At 38.0% G+C, this 18,739-nt stretch carries 18 protein-coding genes; 10 read left to right on the forward strand and 8 right to left on the reverse strand.

From position 1 onward, the window contains the following. Positions 1-154 precede the first annotated feature (154 nt). From LCM23_RS09350 to LCM23_RS09365, 4 genes are all read left to right on the forward strand, one after another. A complete protein-coding gene (locus LCM23_RS09350) occupies positions 155-574 on the forward strand; it encodes an Rrf2 family transcriptional regulator (RefSeq protein ID WP_224936718.1) in 420 nt (139 codons plus the stop codon). A 110-nt stretch (positions 575-684) separates the two neighbouring features. Next, a complete protein-coding gene (locus tag LCM23_RS09355; protein WP_224936719.1) occupies positions 685-2,265 on the forward strand; it encodes an ATP-binding protein in 1,581 nt (526 codons plus the stop codon). A gap of 2 nt (positions 2,266-2,267) precedes the next feature. Next, positions 2,268-2,966 (forward strand): response regulator, encoded by a 699-nt coding sequence (locus LCM23_RS09360; RefSeq protein WP_224936720.1) that lies wholly within the window; start codon positions 2,268-2,270, stop codon positions 2,964-2,966. A 155-nt stretch (positions 2,967-3,121) separates the two neighbouring features. Next, the gene (locus LCM23_RS09365; RefSeq protein WP_224936721.1) at positions 3,122-4,447 is read left to right on the forward strand and encodes a CitMHS family transporter; all 1,326 of its coding nucleotides are present in this window, start codon (positions 3,122-3,124) and stop codon (positions 4,445-4,447) included. A 60-nt stretch (positions 4,448-4,507) separates the two neighbouring features. On the opposite strand, the gene LCM23_RS09370 is transcribed toward LCM23_RS09365, so the two are convergent. Then, the gene (locus tag LCM23_RS09370) at positions 4,508-5,362 is read right to left on the reverse strand and encodes a hypothetical protein (RefSeq protein ID WP_224936722.1); all 855 of its coding nucleotides are present in this window, start codon (positions 5,360-5,362) and stop codon (positions 4,508-4,510) included. 321 nt (positions 5,363-5,683) lie between these two features. Here LCM23_RS09370 and LCM23_RS09375 point away from each other — a divergent pair, with 321 nt between their 5' ends. The 3 genes from LCM23_RS09375 to LCM23_RS09385 all read left to right on the forward strand — a co-directional run bounded on the left by LCM23_RS09375 (position 5,684) and on the right by LCM23_RS09385 (position 7,110). Next, a complete protein-coding gene (locus LCM23_RS09375) occupies positions 5,684-6,097 on the forward strand; it encodes a VOC family protein (protein ID WP_224936723.1) in 414 nt (137 codons plus the stop codon). Positions 6,098-6,118: 21 nt separating this feature from the next. After that, positions 6,119-6,484 carry a hypothetical protein gene (locus LCM23_RS09380; protein WP_224936724.1) on the forward strand — a complete coding sequence of 122 codons (366 nt, stop codon included), beginning with the start codon at positions 6,119-6,121 and terminating at the stop codon, positions 6,482-6,484. Positions 6,485-6,909: 425 nt separating this feature from the next. Next, positions 6,910-7,110, forward strand: a complete 201-nt coding sequence (locus LCM23_RS09385) for a hypothetical protein (RefSeq protein ID WP_224936725.1) — start codon at positions 6,910-6,912, stop codon at positions 7,108-7,110. A gap of 2 nt (positions 7,111-7,112) precedes the next feature. Here LCM23_RS09385 and LCM23_RS09390 read toward each other — a convergent pair whose 3' ends face one another. From LCM23_RS09390 to LCM23_RS09405, 4 genes are all read right to left on the reverse strand, one after another. After that, on the reverse strand, positions 7,113-8,048 hold the full coding sequence (locus LCM23_RS09390; RefSeq protein WP_224936726.1) for a hypothetical protein: 936 nt from the start codon (positions 8,046-8,048) through the stop codon (positions 7,113-7,115). A gap of 58 nt (positions 8,049-8,106) precedes the next feature. Next, entirely contained in the window at positions 8,107-8,424 is a 318-nt protein-coding gene (locus LCM23_RS09395) for a DUF3784 domain-containing protein (protein WP_224936727.1), read from the reverse strand. Between the two features lie 177 nt (positions 8,425-8,601). Further along, positions 8,602-8,994 (reverse strand): hypothetical protein, encoded by a 393-nt coding sequence (locus LCM23_RS09400; RefSeq protein ID WP_224936728.1) that lies wholly within the window; start codon positions 8,992-8,994, stop codon positions 8,602-8,604. Between the two features lie 384 nt (positions 8,995-9,378). After that, positions 9,379-9,954, reverse strand: a complete 576-nt coding sequence (locus tag LCM23_RS09405; protein ID WP_224936729.1) for a hypothetical protein — start codon at positions 9,952-9,954, stop codon at positions 9,379-9,381. A 328-nt stretch (positions 9,955-10,282) separates the two neighbouring features. Here LCM23_RS09405 and LCM23_RS09410 point away from each other — a divergent pair, with 328 nt between their 5' ends. Continuing rightward, positions 10,283-11,110, forward strand: coding sequence for a DUF817 domain-containing protein (locus LCM23_RS09410; RefSeq protein ID WP_224936730.1), 828 nt, complete (start codon positions 10,283-10,285; stop codon positions 11,108-11,110). 340 nt (positions 11,111-11,450) lie between these two features. Here the strand turns inward: LCM23_RS09410 and LCM23_RS09415 are convergent, their stop codons facing one another. Both LCM23_RS09415 and LCM23_RS09420 read right to left on the reverse strand, forming a co-directional pair. Beyond that, on the reverse strand, positions 11,451-12,731 hold the full coding sequence (locus tag LCM23_RS09415; RefSeq protein ID WP_224936731.1) for an efflux RND transporter periplasmic adaptor subunit: 1,281 nt from the start codon (positions 12,729-12,731) through the stop codon (positions 11,451-11,453). A gap of 14 nt (positions 12,732-12,745) precedes the next feature. Then, positions 12,746-13,408 carry a hypothetical protein gene (locus LCM23_RS09420; RefSeq protein ID WP_224936732.1) on the reverse strand — a complete coding sequence of 221 codons (663 nt, stop codon included), beginning with the start codon at positions 13,406-13,408 and terminating at the stop codon, positions 12,746-12,748. Positions 13,409-13,724: 316 nt separating this feature from the next. Between LCM23_RS09420 and LCM23_RS09425 the strand changes: the two genes are divergently transcribed. Further along, positions 13,725-15,356 (forward strand): SWIM zinc finger family protein, encoded by a 1,632-nt coding sequence (locus LCM23_RS09425; RefSeq protein ID WP_224936733.1) that lies wholly within the window; start codon positions 13,725-13,727, stop codon positions 15,354-15,356. Then, a complete protein-coding gene (locus tag LCM23_RS09430) occupies positions 15,349-18,177 on the forward strand; it encodes a DEAD/DEAH box helicase (protein ID WP_224936734.1) in 2,829 nt (942 codons plus the stop codon). The genes LCM23_RS09425 and LCM23_RS09430 overlap by 8 nt, the downstream gene beginning before the upstream one ends. 40 nt (positions 18,178-18,217) lie before the next feature. Here the strand turns inward: LCM23_RS09430 and LCM23_RS09435 are convergent, their stop codons facing one another. Continuing rightward, positions 18,218-18,463: a hypothetical protein gene (locus tag LCM23_RS09435; protein WP_224936735.1), complete on the reverse strand. Its 246-nt coding sequence runs from the start codon at positions 18,461-18,463 to the stop codon at positions 18,218-18,220. Between the last annotated feature and the right edge of the window lie 276 nt (positions 18,464-18,739).

An 18,739-nucleotide genomic window follows, 5' to 3' on the forward strand; every position in this document is an offset into this window, starting at 1 on the left:
AATAAAAATACCTCCTTGTTGTAATTAAGTTGATTACATGTAATCATTATAGTTACAGGTATCTTTTTTGTCAATTCTCACCTTTTTCCTTTTCTTGTGATTGCGGTATAATAATATTCACTATGATTCTTCCTTTTAAAGAAAGGTGATAAACATGACCATAAGCAGTCGATTTGCTGTGGGAATTCATATATTAACATTACTTGAATTGAATAAAGAGATTAATACCTCTGAAACAATAGCAGGCAGTGTTAATACAAATCCAGCCGTCATTCGCAAAATTATCGGGATGCTGAAGAAAGTCGATCTCGTTGAAGTCCACCCTGGGAAAGCTGGGGCTAAACTTAAAAAGGGCTTAGCAGACATTACTCTACTTGACGTCTATCAAGCCGTTGAAGTCGTTTCGGAAAATGAATTATTCAGTCTCCATGAACACCCGAACCCTGATTGTTTTGTAGGGAGAAATATTCAACAAACGATAGAGCCTATTTTTATCTCAGCACAGCTTGCCATGGAAAAGGTTCTTTTAAATGTGACGCTTGAAGATGTTGTAAGGGAAATTGATAATAAATAGAAGGCGCCCCGAGGTCCATTTTCGGGCGCTTTCTATCTGTTAAAGGAACGACTATCTCGTGTTATAATATCATTATTTTCACTATTACAAATTTACTAGGGGCGGAGCAAATGAAGTGGAAAAACTTTGGCTTAAAAGGAAAAATGATCGCTTTAATTAGCTTACTCATTTTGCTTGTATTTTTGATTTTTACTATTTATTTATTTCGCTACCTCTCCGATATGGTAGAAGAACAAACTGGACAAAAAGCATTAAGCTTAGCACATACAGTTGCCAATATACCTGAAATTCAGGATGCCTTTGAGCTAAGTAATCCCGCTTCTACTATTCAGAAAATCGTTACACCTATTCAAGAGGCATCAGGAGCTGAGTTTATTGTTGTTGGCAATAGAGAGGGCATTAGATATTCTCACCCTAACCCTGATTTTATTGGGAAGAAAATGGTTGGCGGCGATAATAAACGGGCGATTTTGAACGGTGAATCTTATCAATCTAAAAAAGAGGGAACATTGGGATTATCTATTCGAGGGAAAGTACCGATTAAAAAGGATGGGGAAATCATTGGTGTCGTTTCCGTTGGTTTTCTTAACGGAAATATTCAGGAAATTATTCAAGATAAAAGCAAACCACTATTCGTTGCACTCCTATTAGCGATTTTATTAGGTATGGCTGGGGCCGCTTTAATTACTAACTATATAAAAAGAATATTATTTCATATGGAGCCGGAGCAGATCTCTCAATTATATTATCAAAATAAAGCGATTCTACAGTCCACACATGAAGGAATGATCGCTGTTGATCATTTAGGACACATCACTGCCGTTAATAAGAATGCGAGAGAGATCATCGGGACAGATGCCGAAGAGAGCGAATTTATAGGACGCGAGATTCGCGCATTACTGCCAGTTCCTCAGCAGATAACAGGACTTATTCGTGATCAAGAATTAATATTAGGTGAGACGATTATTCTCCTAAACGGAGTCTCCCTTCAAGGAGAACAGCCTGGGGCCGTTTATACCTTTAGGAAAAAAACAGAGTTAGCAGGCGTAGTCAAAGAATTGAGTCGAATTAAACAATATGCTCATGCACAAAGGGCATTTACCCATGAATTTTCTAACAAAATGCATATCATTCTTGGACTATTACAAAATAATGAAACGCAAAAAGCGATGTCCTTTATTCGTAAAGAAAATCATTCGCAAATGACCCGTTTAAATTTTTTAACGAAAAGGATTGCTGATCCCCTATTGCAAGCATTATTACAAGGTAAGTACAATCAGGCAAATGAGTGGGGCATCGAGATGACTATCCATGAAGAGAGTAGAATGATGATATCATTTTCGCTAGAAAGACAGAATGCTATTTTAACAGCACTAGGGAATATTATTGAAAATGCCTTAGAAGCTGTAAGAGGCCAAAAAAATGGCGTGCGCGAAGTAAGTATTTATTTTACAGATATCGGAAATGATTGTGTTTTCGAGGTTCAAGATTCAGGTACTGGCATTGAAGACAAGTTGCTGGAGAAAATCTTTGATCAAGGATTTACGATGAAAGAAGGCGACTATCGTGGAGTAGGCTTAGCTATTTCTAAAAAAATGATTAACGACGTAGACGGCGAGATTCTTGTAGAAAGTGGGGAAAATAGTGGAACGAGTTTTATCATTATTTTACCAAAGAAGGGAGAAGAGTAAGGATGGAAAAATACCACGTATTCATCATTGAAGATGATTTCCGAGTAGCAGATATTAACAAAAGTTATATTGAGCAAAATCATCAATTCTCCGTTAAAGAGGTTGCTCGAAGCGCTGCAGATGCACTATTTTATTTAGAAAAGAATGCTCATGAAATTGATGTTATTTTTCTAGATATATATATTCCTGATGTGGAGGGTATGTCATTACTTTGGAAAATACGTTCGCTTTATCCATCCATTGATATCATTATTATTAGTGCTGAAAAACAAGCCCACTCTGTTAGAATCGCATTAAGAGCAGGGGTATTTGATTATGTAGTGAAACCCGTTAGTATGGATCGACTCCTCCAAAGTTTAAATCGCTATGAACGTTTTAGACAACTATGGACAGATGAGCAATTAGATCAAGAACAAGTGGATGAACTAACAAACGTATTTCATATTCATCCTACCCCTGTGGAAGAAGAGCAATTACTCCCAAAGGGCATTGATGCAATTACGCTAGAAAAGATTTTACACTTGTTTGAAGGGTTAGTAGAAGAAGGTTTAACAGCAGTTGAATTAAGTGAGCAAACTGGTATAAGTCGCTCAACCTCTCGTAGATATTTAGAATATCTCGTATCTATGAATCGGGTAGAGACGAGACTCATTTACGGTAGTGTCGGTCGACCACAAAGAAAGTACGTGATCTGTTCATGAAACTTATGAACAAAATAGATAAGAAAGAATAATATTCAGATTATGAACAAAATATTCTTTCTTTTTTCTCCTCGTGTTATTTTCATACTAATCTTATTTTTATGATATTTGAAAACGCATTCATCAATGAATGAACGAAGAGGGGAAGGAAAAAATTGAGTTTGAGTTTAATAGGTATTATTACAATTATAATTATTGTCGCTTTACTGATTAGTGGAAAAGTCAGTCCGATTGTTGCGATGGTGATTCCACCAATTATCGGCGCTATGCTTGCAGGATATAGTTTTGCTGAGGTTGGGGGATTTTTTGAAAGCGGTATAAGTTCTGTTATTAACGTCGCAGTCATGTTTATGTTTGCTATTATTTTCTTTGGTATATTACAAGATGTTGGCCTATTTGATCCGTTAATTAATAAGCTTGTTTCCTTTTCAAATGGAAATATTATCGCTGTAACGGTCGGTACTGTATTGGTAGCAACAGTTGCTCACTTAGATGGCTCTGGTGCATCAACATTTTTATTAACCATTCCTGCACTATTACCTCTGTACAAACGATTAAAAATGAATCCTTACCTATTACTTCTGTTAATTGCGGGAAGTGCAGGGATTGTCAATATGATTCCTTGGGCCGGCCCTTTGGGAAGAACAGCGTCGGTATTAGAAATGGATGTAACGGAGCTTTGGCAACCGCTTATTCCTATCCAACTTATTGGATTTGTATTAATACTCTCATTGGCCGTTTATATGGGTATAAGGGAGAAGAAACGTATTACAAAAATGTATGGTTCCTTAGAAGCAGCTGCTGCGATTGAAGTTGCTGAAGACTTCCATGATCAAGAAGCAGAAAAGGCAGCAGCAAATCACCTCGCTAGACCCAAGCTAATTTGGGTGAATGCAATCTTAGCCCTGCTCGTCTTAGGGGTTCTTGTATCAGGTATTATCCCTGCAGGACTGGCCTTTTTAATTGGTGTTAGTATCATCTTACCTATTAACTTTAGAACAGTCGATGAGCAAATGGCGAGAGTTAAAGCTCATGCACCAGGAGCAATGACAATGGCATCCATTATCATCGCAGCAGGTCTATTTTTAGGTGTCCTCAATGGAACCGGTATGTTAACAGCTATCGCTGAGGATGCAGCTAGTATTTTACCTGCCTTTATTGGCCCATTTGTCCATATTATCGTTGGAATACTTGGTGTTCCTTTTGATCTAGTGTTGAGTACTGATGCGTATTACTTTGCTTTATTACCAGTAGTTGATCAAATTGCATCCACATACGGAGTCGCCTCTTTATCAACGGCTTATGCTATGATTATTGGTAATATTGTTGGTACCTTTGTCAGTCCACTTGCTCCAGCTGTTTGGCTTGCCCTAGGTCTTGCTGGTCTTGAGATGGGCAAACATTTACGCTATTCTCTCTTCTGGCTTTGGGGACTAAGTATTGTGCTCGTTCTGACTGCTGTAGTCATTGGTGTGATATAAATATGATTCGTTCGCTACTAATCTACAAGTTCTACTTGTTTGTTGGTAGCGATTTTCTAATTAAATGACTAAGCTTTGATCTGTTTTCAATGCATCCAACCATTTTATCGTCAACAGTTTTGGCAATGGACATTGATGAAACTGGACAAATTTATCGCATTTATAACGAATCTGAGCTAGTTGATTCTCATATACTCGCGCTGTGGTCATTTCTCCATAAACCTCTTTTCTGTTATTAGTCGTGATTCTCGCTTTTGCGCTACTTATCTTTTCCTTTCTTCTTTTTTTAGTCTGGATTTCTGCTTTTACGCTACTTATCTTCTCCTCTCTTCTTTTATTAGTCGCGATTCTCAATTTTGTGCTACTTATCTTTTCCTTTCTTCTTTTTTTAGTCTGGATTTCTGCTTTTACGCTACTTATCTTCTCCTCTCTTCTTTTATTAGTCGCGATTCTCGCTTTTGTGCTACTTATCTTTTCCTTTCTTCTTTTTTTAGTCTGGATTTCTACTTTTACGCTACTTATCTTCTCCTTTCTTCTTTTTTTAGTCTGGATTTCTACTTTTACGCTACTTATCTTCTCCTTTCTTCTTTTTTTAGTCTGGATTTCTACTTTTACGCTACTTATCTTCTCCTTTCTTCTTTTTTTAGTCTGGATTTCTACTTTTACGCTACTTATCTTCTCCTTTCTTCTTTTATTAGTCGCGATTCTCAATTTTGCACTACTTATCTTTTCCTTTCTTCTTTTTTTAGTCTGGATTTCTGCTTTTACGCTACTTATCTTCTCCTCTCTTCTTTTATTAGTCGCGATTCTCAATTTTGCGCTACTTATCTTTCCCTCTCTTCTTTTTTTAGTCGCGATTCTCGCTTTTGCGCTACTTATCTTTTCCTCTCTTCTTTTTTTAGTCGCGATTCTCAATTTTGCGCTACTTATCTTTTCCTTTCTTCTTTTTTTAGTCGCGGTTCTCGCTTTTGCGCTACTTATCTTCTCCTTTCTTCTTTTTTAGTCGCGGTTCTCGCTTTTGTGCTACTTATCTTAGGAAAAAACGATGTTTAGACGATATTATATTATTTTCTATTTGAAAGAGTCCGAGGGTGAAATGATAGTAAAAATCACTTTCACATCTAATAATTCTTTTTTTCAATTCCATTTATCATCTATCTTTTATTGTTTCTTTTATCCATTTTTAGTACAATTAAGAAAAATCTTACTATTAATCTAGCAGAGGACGTGATGTGCATGAAACCTCAAATCACTGTGATTACACTAGGAGTCGATGATTTAGAGAAGGCTGTTTATTTTTATCATCATGGTCTTGGATTTCCGACAGATGGAATTGCTGGTACAGAATATGAACATGGTGCTGTCGCTTTCTTTGACTTACAATCAGGTTTGAAAATGGCATTGTGGAAACGGGAGGATTTGGCTCATGATGCTCAAATTCAGCAGGGGCCAGCTAGTGCCACGGAATGTTCACTTGGTCACAATGTGAATAGTAAGGAAGAAGTAAATACAATCATGCAGCGTGCAAAAGAAGCAGGTGCGACGATTACAAAGGAAGCGCATGAGACTTTTTGGGGCGGATATGCTGGATATTTTCAAGATCCGGATGGACATCTTTGGGAAGTTGTATGGAATCCAGCTTGGTCTTAATTCATATTGAGGGATGAAGAAATGAAATGGATAACTGTATTAAATAGTCTGACACTCATATTATTCACCGTTCTTTTCTTTGCTGATTATTTTCCTAAAAGTATAGTAGCAGAGACAATACCACAAGGCATCTTACTCCTTTTGTTAATTGGCATCCTAATTGGGAAGGGGTATCTTGTCAAACATGCCTACAGTCTGAAAGATCAAATCATTTCCTTTCTTTATATAATCTTTTTAATGAGTCTATTCACTTTTCTAGGGGGGAAATCTCAAATTGGCTTTTCTTTTGATGGTTATCTCTTCTGGTTTTCAAGCATTATTGCCTCCATCAATATATATAAAGAGTGGAAAGAGATGAAACAGGAGGAGGTTATAACAGCTAACTAGAAACGCCATGCTTATTTGTGCCGTTTTTGTTCTTCCTTCTTTTCGAATTTGATCACAGCTTGTCCAATTGTTACTAATAGCAACAATACCCCTACACCTATGACTAAATAGAGAATCGTAAACCCATTCATTACTTATTGTTGGGATCCGGAACTAGACCTGAATTCACACTGGAAGGAATGAGACTGACAAATGAATAAAAAAAGAATCAATCCAATTCCACCCTCTGTGATAAAACATCGTACCAGAAAGAAGAATAAATAGCAGCGTTGAATTGCTCGATACACTGCCGAAAGCAGTCGACCAATTGTAATAACTAAGGAAATCACCCACTCTTGCCTTTTCTCCTATTGATTTCCTTATTTGTTTGTATCAACATTCATTTTCATACTCTTTACCTACTAGTCATAAGGAGTGAAATACAGATGAAAGAAAAATTCAAAATTGCTATCATCTTAATTATGGTTGCCTCACTTGTTTCCTCTTTTGTACTCTTCTTTATCGGATATTACTTTGTCGGTTTTTTTGTTGGAGGGTTATTCATATGCATCGCTAGTATTGTGGGTCAATATGCGAACCAAACAAGTGGGATGTATGTGCAAAAACACAATAGAAGAGACCTATAACGTTACCGCTCAAATATTTGCATACGCTTTTTCTCTATTTCCTGTAGTTTTTTCTGCATGACATCTTTTTCACCTCTAATTTGATGAAGCACTGCCTGCACTTTTCTTTTTGTTTTCTCTGTCTCGTCGTAGCTATCATTGATTTTTCCATGAACGACCCAATCAACAATAATACCATCGAAGAAATAATCAGCAAAGGTTAACAGATTACCGATCTCATGTTGAGAGGAAAAATGATTGTCTATATCCAAAAGCTCTTCTTGGAACTGTCTTAACAACCGTTGTGCAATATGAATCGCTGATTTCGCCTGATCTAAATGGCTATGCTTCATCGCAGTAGAAAGGGCTCCGCCACCGAACATATCAAAAGTGGACCAACTTTTTGACGAAGAGAGTGAATCTAAAGCTTGATCAAATGCTCTTACGGTCCTGCTACCAACTTCAATCGCTTCTTCAAATTCCTTTAAATTCGCGTGCACTTCCGCTTCTTCATTTGCCAAATCAAATAATCGCTTACTTCCCATCTCATCATGAGAATGAATCATTCTCTCTTTTTCTTTTAATAATGACTTATATTGCACATCTGCATCTGCTACTTCTTGCCACTTCCCTTTATATTCAATAAGCTCTGCATTCATATCATCAATCGCTTCAATCGCTTCAGTATATTTCAATTTTGCCGCTAACACCTCTTGTTGTTCTTTATCTAACTTCTCGAGCTTCTGCCCTGTAATCGTATAGAAAATGTTTGTTAAACTAAATCCTTCTAGCTTTTTCACATCTTCTTTTTCTTTTTCTAACTGAATTTGTAATTGTTCCTTCTTCAGGCCCTCTTCTCGTAAGTGGTCTGTCAGACGTTCTATATGCATTTCGTATTTTTGTTTCTTTCTTTGATTATCCTTCGTTATAGCTAAACGCTCATTAATATTTTGAAACATTGCCATCCCCCTTGAAAAGGTTCTAATGATATCTTTACGTTTTAAATGGAATAAAGTTTCATTTTTTAAAACGATCTCCTGTGTTTGCATAAATGATGGTAAAAAGAAGAATGGCTACAAATAGAACCATACCTAGTATATAGAGCCAAGTTAATTTCAATAGATCACTTAATGCCCATAATAGGATGCTTAAACAGATACCATAGATCACCTTGCTCATGAATTTACACAAAGCAACCCGATTGTATTTAGCTTTCTCACTATCCGACATTGTATTAAAACCCGCAATTAACCATGCACCTTTTCCTTTTGATAGAGCAATAGCGAAAATAAGGAATGGGATAAGGATGATGATATAAATGATGAAACTTGTCATCATTGACTCTCCTTTTTATTTTTAGTATAAATCTTCAGTCAAAAGTTAACTAATTACTGATTTAATGAAAAAGAGAAAGGATTAAACGATCGACGAACGGCACTCATTTTATTAGATGGGTGCCTCTCGACGAGCTGAATTCACCTGAAGTTCATTTAACTATGGGAATTTCTCTTATTACATCAATCTCGTAAAAACAACCATTGTCCCAGGAATTGCGATAATCATTGTACTGAAAAGGACAATTAATACTTGGTTCGCGCTCAATTGCCACATACCTAAAGACCCTTGTCCAGTAATTAAGAATAATATCAAAATAACAACAAACAAAATAAAATAATTCGCAGTCATTGCCTTACCAATAATTGCTTTCGCTCGTTCATCCCTAGGAAAAATATGCGGAGATAAATATGCAAAGAAAAGTTGACTCACACCCAATGCCAAGATCATGACAGAATCAACAAACTCCCCTCGAATAAAATCTTCATAAGAGAAATAAATACCTAAAATAGTTAATAACACACCTAAACTTAAGTACAGATAACGATTTTCTTTCGCTTTACCTACCACCTGCGCCACTTCCTTTCAAAACAAAACAATCTAGATAATCTTGTATTTGTTTAGCCATATTAAATGTTAAGTTTACTTTACAATATTTGATTATGCAGAGCAAGGTACAATTGATTGTTTTGTGTACTCGTTACACCGTTATAATGAAATCTCGGTGAGCACAGAACCCCTATTTTTGCGGGAATGGAATGAATTAAATGGATGAAGATATTGTGAGTGGTTTTATCGTGCCGGTCGCTTCACCTCAGTGAACCTGGACTTACTTTAGGCTAGGGGTTTTGGCAGATAACCTTCCTTTTCTAATGTGATTTACTGCTTTCACGCAAAAGAACAAATGCATCTATTGATGTATTGCGCGTATTTTGGTTTTTCACGTAATTGTGCTCAGACCTCCTTTCGCTTTTGCGCGTATTCGAGCTTTTCGCGCAATTCCGCTCGGGCTTCCTTCCACTTTTGCGCGCATTTTGGTTTTGCGCGCAATTCTGCTCGGACACCCTTTCGCTTTTGTGCGTATTCGGGCTTTTCGCGCAATTCTGCTCGGGCTTCCTTCCGCTTTTGCGCGTATTTTGGTTTTGCGCGCAATTCTGTCCGGACTTCCTTCCGCTTTTGCGCGTATTTTGGCTTTGCGCGCAATTCTGCCCGGACTTCCTTCCGCTTTTGCGCGTATTTTGGCTTTTCGCGTAATTCTGCTCGAATTTCCTTCCGCTTTTGCGCGTATTTTGGCTTTGCGCGCAATTCTGCCCGGACTTCCTTCCGCTTTTGCGCGTATTTTGGTTTTGCGCGCAATTCTGCTCGAATTCCCTTTCGCTTTTGCGCGTATTTGAGCTTTTCGCGCAATTCTGCTCGAACACCCTTTCGCTTTTGCGCGTATTCGAGCTTTTCGCGCAATTCTGCTCGAACACCCTTTCGCTTTTGCGCGTATTTGAGCTTTTCGCGCAATTCTGCTTGCCAATCGATCATGTTTTGCGCGCTAGTAGGATTCACGCTCAAAAGGTCTTGGAGATGGCTAATGAAGTTGTAGTTATATAAATATTCGACCTAACACCTAACTTTATTTACACATTCTTAAGTAATTGAAGATGGTAACTTGATAGCTTGACTTTCGACTTTAATAGATTTTGTCTTTCTTGATGTGATTTAGTAGAACCTTTCATTATCAGATACGCTGTTGAAACTAATTAAGTACGAAGCAAAAGAATAATTATTTTTCTTATTTCATTATTTTTTTATTGAAAAACAATAAATAACCTGTTAAAGTAACATTAACAAAATTCGGAGGTATCCATTCATGTTTTTTTCCATACAACAGCTCGTACGATTTGGTTGGTCACAGGCGTTATCTTGTATTTTTCCAGTTGTTATTTTTGCATCATTGGCAATTACGCAGATCATCCCCCTCCCTCTATTACCAAGATATGATTGGCTCCTGCTCATTTGTATAGTGACTCAGTGGTTAATGATTCGTTCTGGACTTGAAACGAAAGATGAGTTGAAAGTCATCACTCTTTTTCATATCATTGGGTTGGCATTGGAGATCTTCAAAGTACATATGGGGTCATGGGCTTATCCAGAGGAAGCTTACTCGAAGGTTTTCGGGGTTCCCTTGTATAGTGGCTTTATGTATGCAAGTGTGGCGAGTTATTTATGTCAGGCTTGGCGAAGACTAGATGTCAAATTAATCAAATGGCCACCTTTTATATTGTCAGTACCACTCGCTACAGCTATCTATTTAAACTTTTTCACTCATCATTTCTGGATTGATATACGTTGGTGGTTAGGCGCGGCTGTAATAGTTGTATTCTTCAGGACTTCGGTAGCGTATAAAGTTGGTCAAAAGTTTTACCATATGCCACTGGCCCTCTCGTTTGTACTCATCGGCTTCTTTATTTGGATTGCTGAAAATATAGCCACTTACTTTGGGGCGTGGCAATATCCAAACCAAACAGATGCATGGAGTTTGGTTCATTTAGGAAAAGTAAGTTCATGGCTCTTACTTGTTATCGTGAGTTTTCTGATTGTCGCTACTTTGAAAAGAGTGAAGGAAAAGCAACCTACCATCCGATTAAAAGTGGATGATTATGAATCACTTCACTCTAACAGATTAGGAGAAAACTAAAAATAGTTGCTCACACTTCTTAATCATTTTGTTTTCACTTGTGTGGGCATTCCCTGTTTGCCCACACTTCCTGCTCATTTTGTACCCTCTTGTGTGGGCATTCCCAATTTGCCATACTTCTTGCTCATTTGGTACCCTCTCGTGTGGCTATTACCTATTCATCATACTTACTGCTAATTTCGACTCATATTGTGTGCTCACTCCCATTCCCCTTGATCAGTCTACCCGCTTGGCTTTATCTCTCTTTACCTCTTGACTTATTTTATTTTGCCAACCTCCCTTTTTAGAACCCGCTGGTACCACGAAAAAGCACGAACAAAAAATTGCTCGTGCCTCCAATTTATCTAGATAAAAATCCTTTAGAGATTGTTTTAAAGATCTCCATACCTGACATAGCCCCGTAGCTGGCCTTTGTGTTTTTGGTTGGCGAGAGTGGTGTAATGAACGGGTGGTTAGATTTGATTAGTAGTGGACGGTCGAGTACAATTAGTTCTCCTGCTTCTACTCCCTTTTGTACCTCTACTGTATGGTCGAGTTTCATCCCGGTATCCAACTGTCTTCGTTCGACATAACCTCCAGCACCAAGGATATAACTCACTTGTTTTTTATCTGTGTGTTTAATCGTTTTTACCGGAACGGTCGTTGCTCCCTGTACTTCATTGGTAACGATTTTTACGTTGACATGCTGGCCAAAAACGCTTGTTCCATCTTCTGGCTCGGTTAATTGTACCGTATACAAGTAGCTATTCTCCTTGCCAATCTCTGGTGTTTCTTCTGGATATACGGAAACGGTATCAATAGTCCCTTCTAATTGCTTATTACTATTTTCATAAGTAATCAGGACCTTCATGCCCGGTAAGATTTGTTGCACTTCATCCTCTGTTAATTCCCCTTCGATTTTTTGCTCGTTAGAGATGATTGTGAGAATGGGATTTTCAAGCGTATGCTTCAATTCCTTTACCGTTCCTGAAATCATGCTTTCTGCAGTGAGTTCTATCATGCTTGAGTCAGCTGCGGTTAACATTTCTTCGTATTTCTCGATTTCGCTTTCCAACTTACTTTTATCCAATTCTTTATTCTCTATATCGCGAGCGATCGATTGTTGTATATACGCTGTGCTATCAAATGGCTCTACTTGTACAATAATTGAATCATCATTTGGGGTCTGCAATTGCTGATTCTGACTCGTTCCTGTTGACGAAGCTGGCATTGTGTTCGATGTGGCAAGTAACTGTTCCATCTGAGAAATATGCTGATCTAAACTCGCCACTTCCTGATTGAGACGATCGATTTCCATTTGAAAAGCACTCTTTGTTTCATTAATATTTTGTGGGGAATATTCAAGTACGGCTGTGCCTGGTTCTACTGCCTGACCTTTCTCCACAAGAAAGCCCTGAAAACTTCCTTTATCTTGATCGTGGTAGAAAAACTGCTCTTCCTTTGGCATAAACATACCAGCAACAGGTAGCGTTTCTATTAAATCCTGTTCGTTGGCAACGGTCCATTTTGAAATATAGTTTACGCGGTTAATCTCTTTTTCACTTGTAAATATAAGTGTGATATTCAAAGCAATGAACAACGTAATCACTGCTGCTATCAAAAGCTTCCATTTCAGCTTCATGAGAGAACCCCTTCTTAAATAATATTTTCGAATTTAATGTATGAAAGTAAGGATGATATAACGGCAACAAATAAATAAAAACCTATTAAAGTCCAAATAATAAAACGTGGGGACCGCTCAGATAAGTGGCGATAATACTTATATGTAAGAATGATAGCCCATACTTTGAATAACGTAATATTGGCTAGTAAGAATATAATGAGCTCAATCGAAGTAAACGTTTGGGCGATAATTCCTAGTGAAAATATATTCGATTCAGCACTGATTCCTAAAAACAAATGTACTGGAATGAAAACTAATTTTTCTATTAAAAATATCATCGTAATAATCAGTTGCACAAATAGTAATTTACGATAATCTACTTCTAATATGGTCCAAAAAAAGAGCGAAGGGATAAAGATAGCTAATAATATCCAGATGAGTCCCCATGTTACCTGTCCCGCAGCAAAAAGAGTTTGATAGGCTTCATATCCACTCCTCGTTAAATCTGGCAATGATCTTGAAACATACTCACTACCTATACCGAAAAAAGCTGAAATGCCCGCAATAATGATACTCGCTAAAGTAATCCAAACAACCGGTTTCCATAAACCGACAACTTCCTCCTCTTTTCCTAATTGATATGCGACAAATTGCGGCTGTTTCAATCCACGGAAAAGAGGTACTCGTTCACTCATACTATGTCCCCCAAGCCAAAAATTTCTAGTCTATTTATATTGTAACTGAAAAATCATATATTTGAATAGTTTAAAGGTACCATTAAGGCACGAAAAACCCTTTTATGTCAAGGTTCGACACGATTCGTCATCTATCGTTCTTTTTACATAAATAGACCGATTAAGAAATGGATATTTTCGTTTGTATTAAAGGGTATTTTTTTACGAAAGCCATTCTTTCCATAATCCTGCGGGCGGCTTCAACCTTTGCCTAGAAAATGGTATAATGGAGGAATGCTAAAAAGGTACAAAAATTGATGTGAATGGAGTGAAGGCTATGGATAATGGGATTCCTGAGCGTTTTTTAGAGCCGTTAGAGGATATGGCACGCAAAGTGAAGGAAGAGCTAGACGCACACGCAGCTACTGATCAAGCACTTGTGCAAAAAGGGTTAATTCTATACCGTCAAGGGCTCGTGAAGCAGATTCGCTATGAGTCACACTCCATCACAGCAGCTGTATTAGATGTAAACCGAGTCCAAGTGTCCCTTAATATAGAAGATTATCACATAAGTCGTTGTTCTTGTCCTGCGGAAGGTACTTGTAGACATATGATGGCGGTATTCTTTTATTTGTTAGCGAAAAATAACAGTGTTTCTAATTGGATAGAGAGTTGGCGTGCCCCCATTAAGGAACGGAAGACCTTAGCTGACCTTGGCTTGAAGCGCGCACGTGACCTTATGCAAACGAATCCAACAAAACAACCTGATTATGATAATTGGATTCGTACCTTTACAGAGAATTTCCAGCAAATTATGTATCAATCTGGACAATATCCAAAGCCATACGTCGTTTCTGATTTATTTTATATATATTTACGAAAAATAAATGCCTATGCCCCTATAAAAAAAGAATGGAAATTGCTATACCAATTAATTGGTAGCATGCATACATTTCTGCTACTCGAACAATTTGCTAATGAATGTAAACATAGTGAAAAGGAGATAGAACGCCATTATCTCCACCTTTTTCAAGACTTAATGGAAGAGTCCTCTGTCATGATGGAAAGACTTTCCCAGCAAACAGTCCCATTTGCCTTTGATCCATTTATCGAACGGTTAAGAAATGAAGCAACAGCCTTAATAGACCATCGTTCTGAGATTGTTCAATTTGAAAGAATTCAACTATACCGTAGACTTTGGACACAATTTTTCAAACAAAAGAGTTGGCGTGAAGAAGAGTTAGAGAAACTACGTACACTATATGAAACTGATGCCTCGCTATCATGTATTATCGGCATGGCTCATTTACATTTTTTACTACATGATGATCAAAAAGTGTTTCAATTGATCGATGAGGGCGATTATGATTATACACCTTATTTCTTTTATTGGATATATCAACTAAATGCTCAAAAAGAATGGAAACGTGCAGAACAATATATCGAAACACTTCTTCCTTATGCAATTAAATATTTAGAGGAAGAAGATGATTTTCATAAATGCTCAGACCTCGTAAAAATGGTTTTAGAGGTCATTACACCTTATTGCCAACAAACAAAACGGAATGACTTATACGAAAAAGTTTTAACTGAAACTTTACCTTATAGCTTTTATTATTACGATGATTTCTTATATGAATATGAACAATGGGAGAAATGGGTGGATCTCCAAGCACTGCTCAGCATCCGACTCACTGACATTTCACAAGAGCGGCTAGAGCGTCTTGAAAAAGCAGAGCCCACATTGCTACTTCCCTTATACCATCAAGCAATCCAACACGATATCCATTTAAAAAGTCGTGAGCAATACCGTCAAGCAGTGAAGAAAATGCAAAAACTTCGTTCACTTTATGAAAAATTATCATTGGCTAGTGAATGGGAACAATTCCTAGAGGAGCTGTTAGAAAGTACAAAACGACTACGTGCTTTTCAGGAAGAATGTAAAAGAGGGAAACTAATTCATGCTTAAAACGAGGATGATCTCCATACAAATAAATATGATTAAAGCGGATGCCTTTTTCATTTTCGCTAAAGATGATAAGGAAAGAACGATACCTCCTGTTGACTGGAAGCCCATGCTTTTTTACTCTCATCGCGAAAGCTTCTTTGGCACGATGATTAATGAAAAAACTATCGAGGGTATCAGTGGCTTTCTTTTAGATAGTTGGGAGATTGTTACATTATTTTCTAACGAGCAGTTTAATCGTTTTATTCATTGGAAATGGGATGAAACAGCAGAGATTCTACTAGCTGCTGCTCCTATCCTCAAAGATTGCATCGATGAGCGTCAATGGATGCCCGATTTTGATGCTTGGGAAAGTGACCACTTTCGCTGGGCATTGCCAGCTGACGTCATTAATGAATTTCACCCTGATTTTTGGGAACAGTCATTGTTAGGTGAACCAATCAAACCGATGATTCAGCAGCTTTTCCATCATGCCCTTGACCATTATTTACAAAAAAACAAGCAGGCGAAAGCGGCGTTCGGAGAGAAGCTACTTGCTTTACGCAACGAGCATCTCTCTGCAAGAGCATTAGCTGCGTATTTTGATGAAGAAAAGTGGCAGGAATGGATAGGGATAAAAGAAATTCTTACACCATTTTCACTCGGGATTAAACTTGAGGAGCCAGCAGAAGATGACCTCACATGGTCCCTTTCGGTATTTTTAAGAGGAAAAGAAAATCCAGATCTTTTTGTTGATTACAAAGATGAAGGGAATTATCCTCCTGGTTGGCTCGATTATGAGAGGGAAGTAGACAAGGAAATGATCCGTATTCTCGAGATGTTTCCATGGTTAGAAGGAAAGAAACAACAATTGACCACTCAACTTACAGAGGAAGAAGCATGGTTATTCTTAACTGAAGCGAGTGAGACCTTACTTGCTCTTGACGTTGAAATCCTTCTTCCTTCTTGGTGGCAAGCAATGAAAAAGGCAAGCATGAATGTAAAGGCAAAGGTTAAAGCATCAAGCAGTCACAGGCCATCCTTTGTTGGATTGCAGGCTATGCTTGATTATGATTGGCGCTTCTCAATGAATGGTGTCGAACTATCTGAAGAAGAATTTCGGCAAATGGTTGAAGAAAAACGTCGCCTTATATATATTCGCGGCCGATGGATTAAGCTTGATCCCCATTTCGTAAAACATATTCAAAGTTTAATGAAGAAAGCCGAGCAAGAAGGACTTCATGTCCGGGATTTAATCGAACAAGAATTGCTTGGTGGGGAAAATGATGAAGATCAAGCACAAAGCCAGCGGGCATTCGCCAAAGTACAAATAGAATTAAATCGTCAATGGAGGAAAATGGTTAATCAACTACGGAATATTCATGATATCCCCATTGAACCTATTCCAGCTGGATTGGCAGGCGACTTACGGCCCTATCAAAAACTCGGCATGAGCTGGTTATTATTTTTACGTTCGTTTAAATTTGGTGCCATCCTTGCTGATGATATGGGACTTGGAAAAACGATCCAATTAATTTCATATATACTGGCTGTAAAAGAGCAAGAGGACGGAAATCATACACAACCTGCCCTTATTGTCTGTCCTACTTCTGTTTTAGGAAATTGGCAAAAGGAATTTGAAAAGTTTGCTCCTGATTTAAATGTTTATCTTCATTACGGTTCTTATCGTGCCAAAGGGAAAGTATTAGAAAAAGCAGTGAAGGAAGCAGATGTTGTGCTTACTTCGTATGGGTTAACTCACTTAGATATTGATAGCCTAAAGGAAATCGAATGGAGTTCTGTAAGTATTGATGAAGCACAGAATATTAAAAATGCCCAAACAAAGCAATCGCAAGCCGTCAGGCAATTACAGGGAACGCATCATATCGCCTTAACAGGAACACCCATGGAGAACCGTCTCTCTGAGCTTTGGTCCATTTTTGACTTTACCAACCATGGTTACCTTGGTAGTCTAGGTGCTTTTCATAAACGCTTTGTTCTTCCGATTGAAAAAGACCAGGATGAGGAAAAAGTTAAACAACTGCAAGCATATATTCGTCCCTTCCTTTTACGTAGAACGAAGAAAGATGAAGAAGTGGCGTTAAATCTGCCCGACAAGCTCGAACAGAAGGAATATTGTCCACTCACTTCAGAACAGGCTGCTCTTTATGAGCAATTAGTGCAAGATACATTTGCGCAGATTGAAAAGCTAACTGGTTTTGAAAGAAAGGGACTTATCTTACAGTTACTTAGTCGCCTAAAGCAATTATGTAATCACCCAGCTCTCTATTTAAAGGAAAAAGTCGAAAATCATGCATTAATTTCCCGCTCTTCAAAATTAGAGAAACTTGATGAATTAATTGCTGCTGTCCACGAGCAAGGAGAAAGCTGCTTAGTGTTTACGCAATACATCGAGATGGGGCATATGATTCAACAACTGCTTGAGAAGAAATATGGCTTTGAAGTCCCTTTTTTGAATGGCAGTGTGCCTAAAGGGAATCGTGATATCATGATTGAACGTTTCCAAAACAAGGAGTTCCCGGTCTTTCTTTTATCATTAAAAGCTGGTGGAACGGGGCTAAACCTTACCGCTGCAAACCACGTCATTCATTATGACCGCTGGTGGAATCCTGCTGTTGAAAATCAAGCGACTGACCGCGCTTATCGAATTGGGCAGAAACGATTTGTCCATGTCCATAAGTTAATATGCACAGGAACATTAGAAGAAAAAATTGACCGCATGCTTGATCAGAAGCAATCACTTAATGAACAAATTATTCAAAGTGAAGCCTGGTTAACAGAATTATCTACAGATGAGTTACGCGATTTGATCTTGCTGTCATAGTGTGTTGAAGAAGCTGCCTTATTCGGGCAGCTTCTTCTTTTTAAGCCTTTAATTCCTGCTTATCTTTCTTATGATTACTTAAGAAGATAACCGCTTCGTTACACATAAATAGCGTTTGCTTCAATAACGGATCATTGATGGGAGTAATTCGTTGGATGGATGTGTGTTGTTGGAAGGAAACACGGTGGAAATCTTTAGAGGTTGGATTTGAGATTAATTGGAGGGCATCGTAAAAACTAAGCGGACATAGAACTTCTTTTCTTTGGTAGACAAGAGGTTTATTCATGACTTCACCTCCTCTTTATAGGTATTTATGACCATTTCGACAAAGTTTGCTGAATATCCTTTTGGAAAATGGTTGTTTTTCTTTTTTAATTAGATGGCTGTTCGGATGGCCGTTCGCACATGTGATGGCATGTCTGTATGGGTTGTGTTACGCTCTCATTTTTGTTTTTGCTTCTGAGGGACTTGCTAAACCTATTTGCGAGGCGCTCATCTCTGGGTTTTCTTCTGAGGGACTCACAAATCTTATTTGCTACGCGCTCATTTTCATTTTTCCTTC

The sequence above is a fragment of the Cytobacillus kochii genome (assembly GCF_020171845.1).
Taxonomy (GTDB): Bacteria; Bacillota; Bacilli; order Bacillales; family Cytobacillaceae; genus Cytobacillus; species Cytobacillus kochii.

Coding starts and splice junctions, on each gene's coding strand:
- LCM23_RS09355 (WP_224936719.1), top strand. CDS start 685: ATGAAGTGGAAAAACTTTGGCTTAAAAGGAAAAATGATCGCTTTAATT.
- LCM23_RS09410 (WP_224936730.1), top strand. CDS start 10,283: ATGTTTTTTTCCATACAACAGCTCGTACGATTTGGTTGGTCACAGGCG.
- LCM23_RS09380 (WP_224936724.1), top strand. CDS start 6,119: ATGAAATGGATAACTGTATTAAATAGTCTGACACTCATATTATTCACC.
- LCM23_RS09405 (WP_224936729.1), bottom strand. CDS start 9,954: ATGATCGATTGGCAAGCAGAATTGCGCGAAAAGCTCAAATACGCGCAA.
- LCM23_RS09435 (WP_224936735.1), bottom strand. CDS start 18,463: ATGAATAAACCTCTTGTCTACCAAAGAAAAGAAGTTCTATGTCCGCTT.
- LCM23_RS09390 (WP_224936726.1), bottom strand. CDS start 8,048: ATGTTTCAAAATATTAATGAGCGTTTAGCTATAACGAAGGATAATCAA.
- LCM23_RS09360 (WP_224936720.1), top strand. CDS start 2,268: ATGGAAAAATACCACGTATTCATCATTGAAGATGATTTCCGAGTAGCA.
- LCM23_RS09385 (WP_224936725.1), top strand. CDS start 6,910: ATGAAAGAAAAATTCAAAATTGCTATCATCTTAATTATGGTTGCCTCA.
- LCM23_RS09395 (WP_224936727.1), bottom strand. CDS start 8,424: ATGACAAGTTTCATCATTTATATCATCATCCTTATCCCATTCCTTATT.
- LCM23_RS09430 (WP_224936734.1), top strand. CDS start 15,349: ATGCTTAAAACGAGGATGATCTCCATACAAATAAATATGATTAAAGCG.
- LCM23_RS09420 (WP_224936732.1), bottom strand. CDS start 13,408: ATGAGTGAACGAGTACCTCTTTTCCGTGGATTGAAACAGCCGCAATTT.
- LCM23_RS09350 (WP_224936718.1), top strand. CDS start 155: ATGACCATAAGCAGTCGATTTGCTGTGGGAATTCATATATTAACATTA.
- LCM23_RS09415 (WP_224936731.1), bottom strand. CDS start 12,731: ATGAAGCTGAAATGGAAGCTTTTGATAGCAGCAGTGATTACGTTGTTC.
- LCM23_RS09425 (WP_224936733.1), top strand. CDS start 13,725: ATGGATAATGGGATTCCTGAGCGTTTTTTAGAGCCGTTAGAGGATATG.
- LCM23_RS09375 (WP_224936723.1), top strand. CDS start 5,684: ATGAAACCTCAAATCACTGTGATTACACTAGGAGTCGATGATTTAGAG.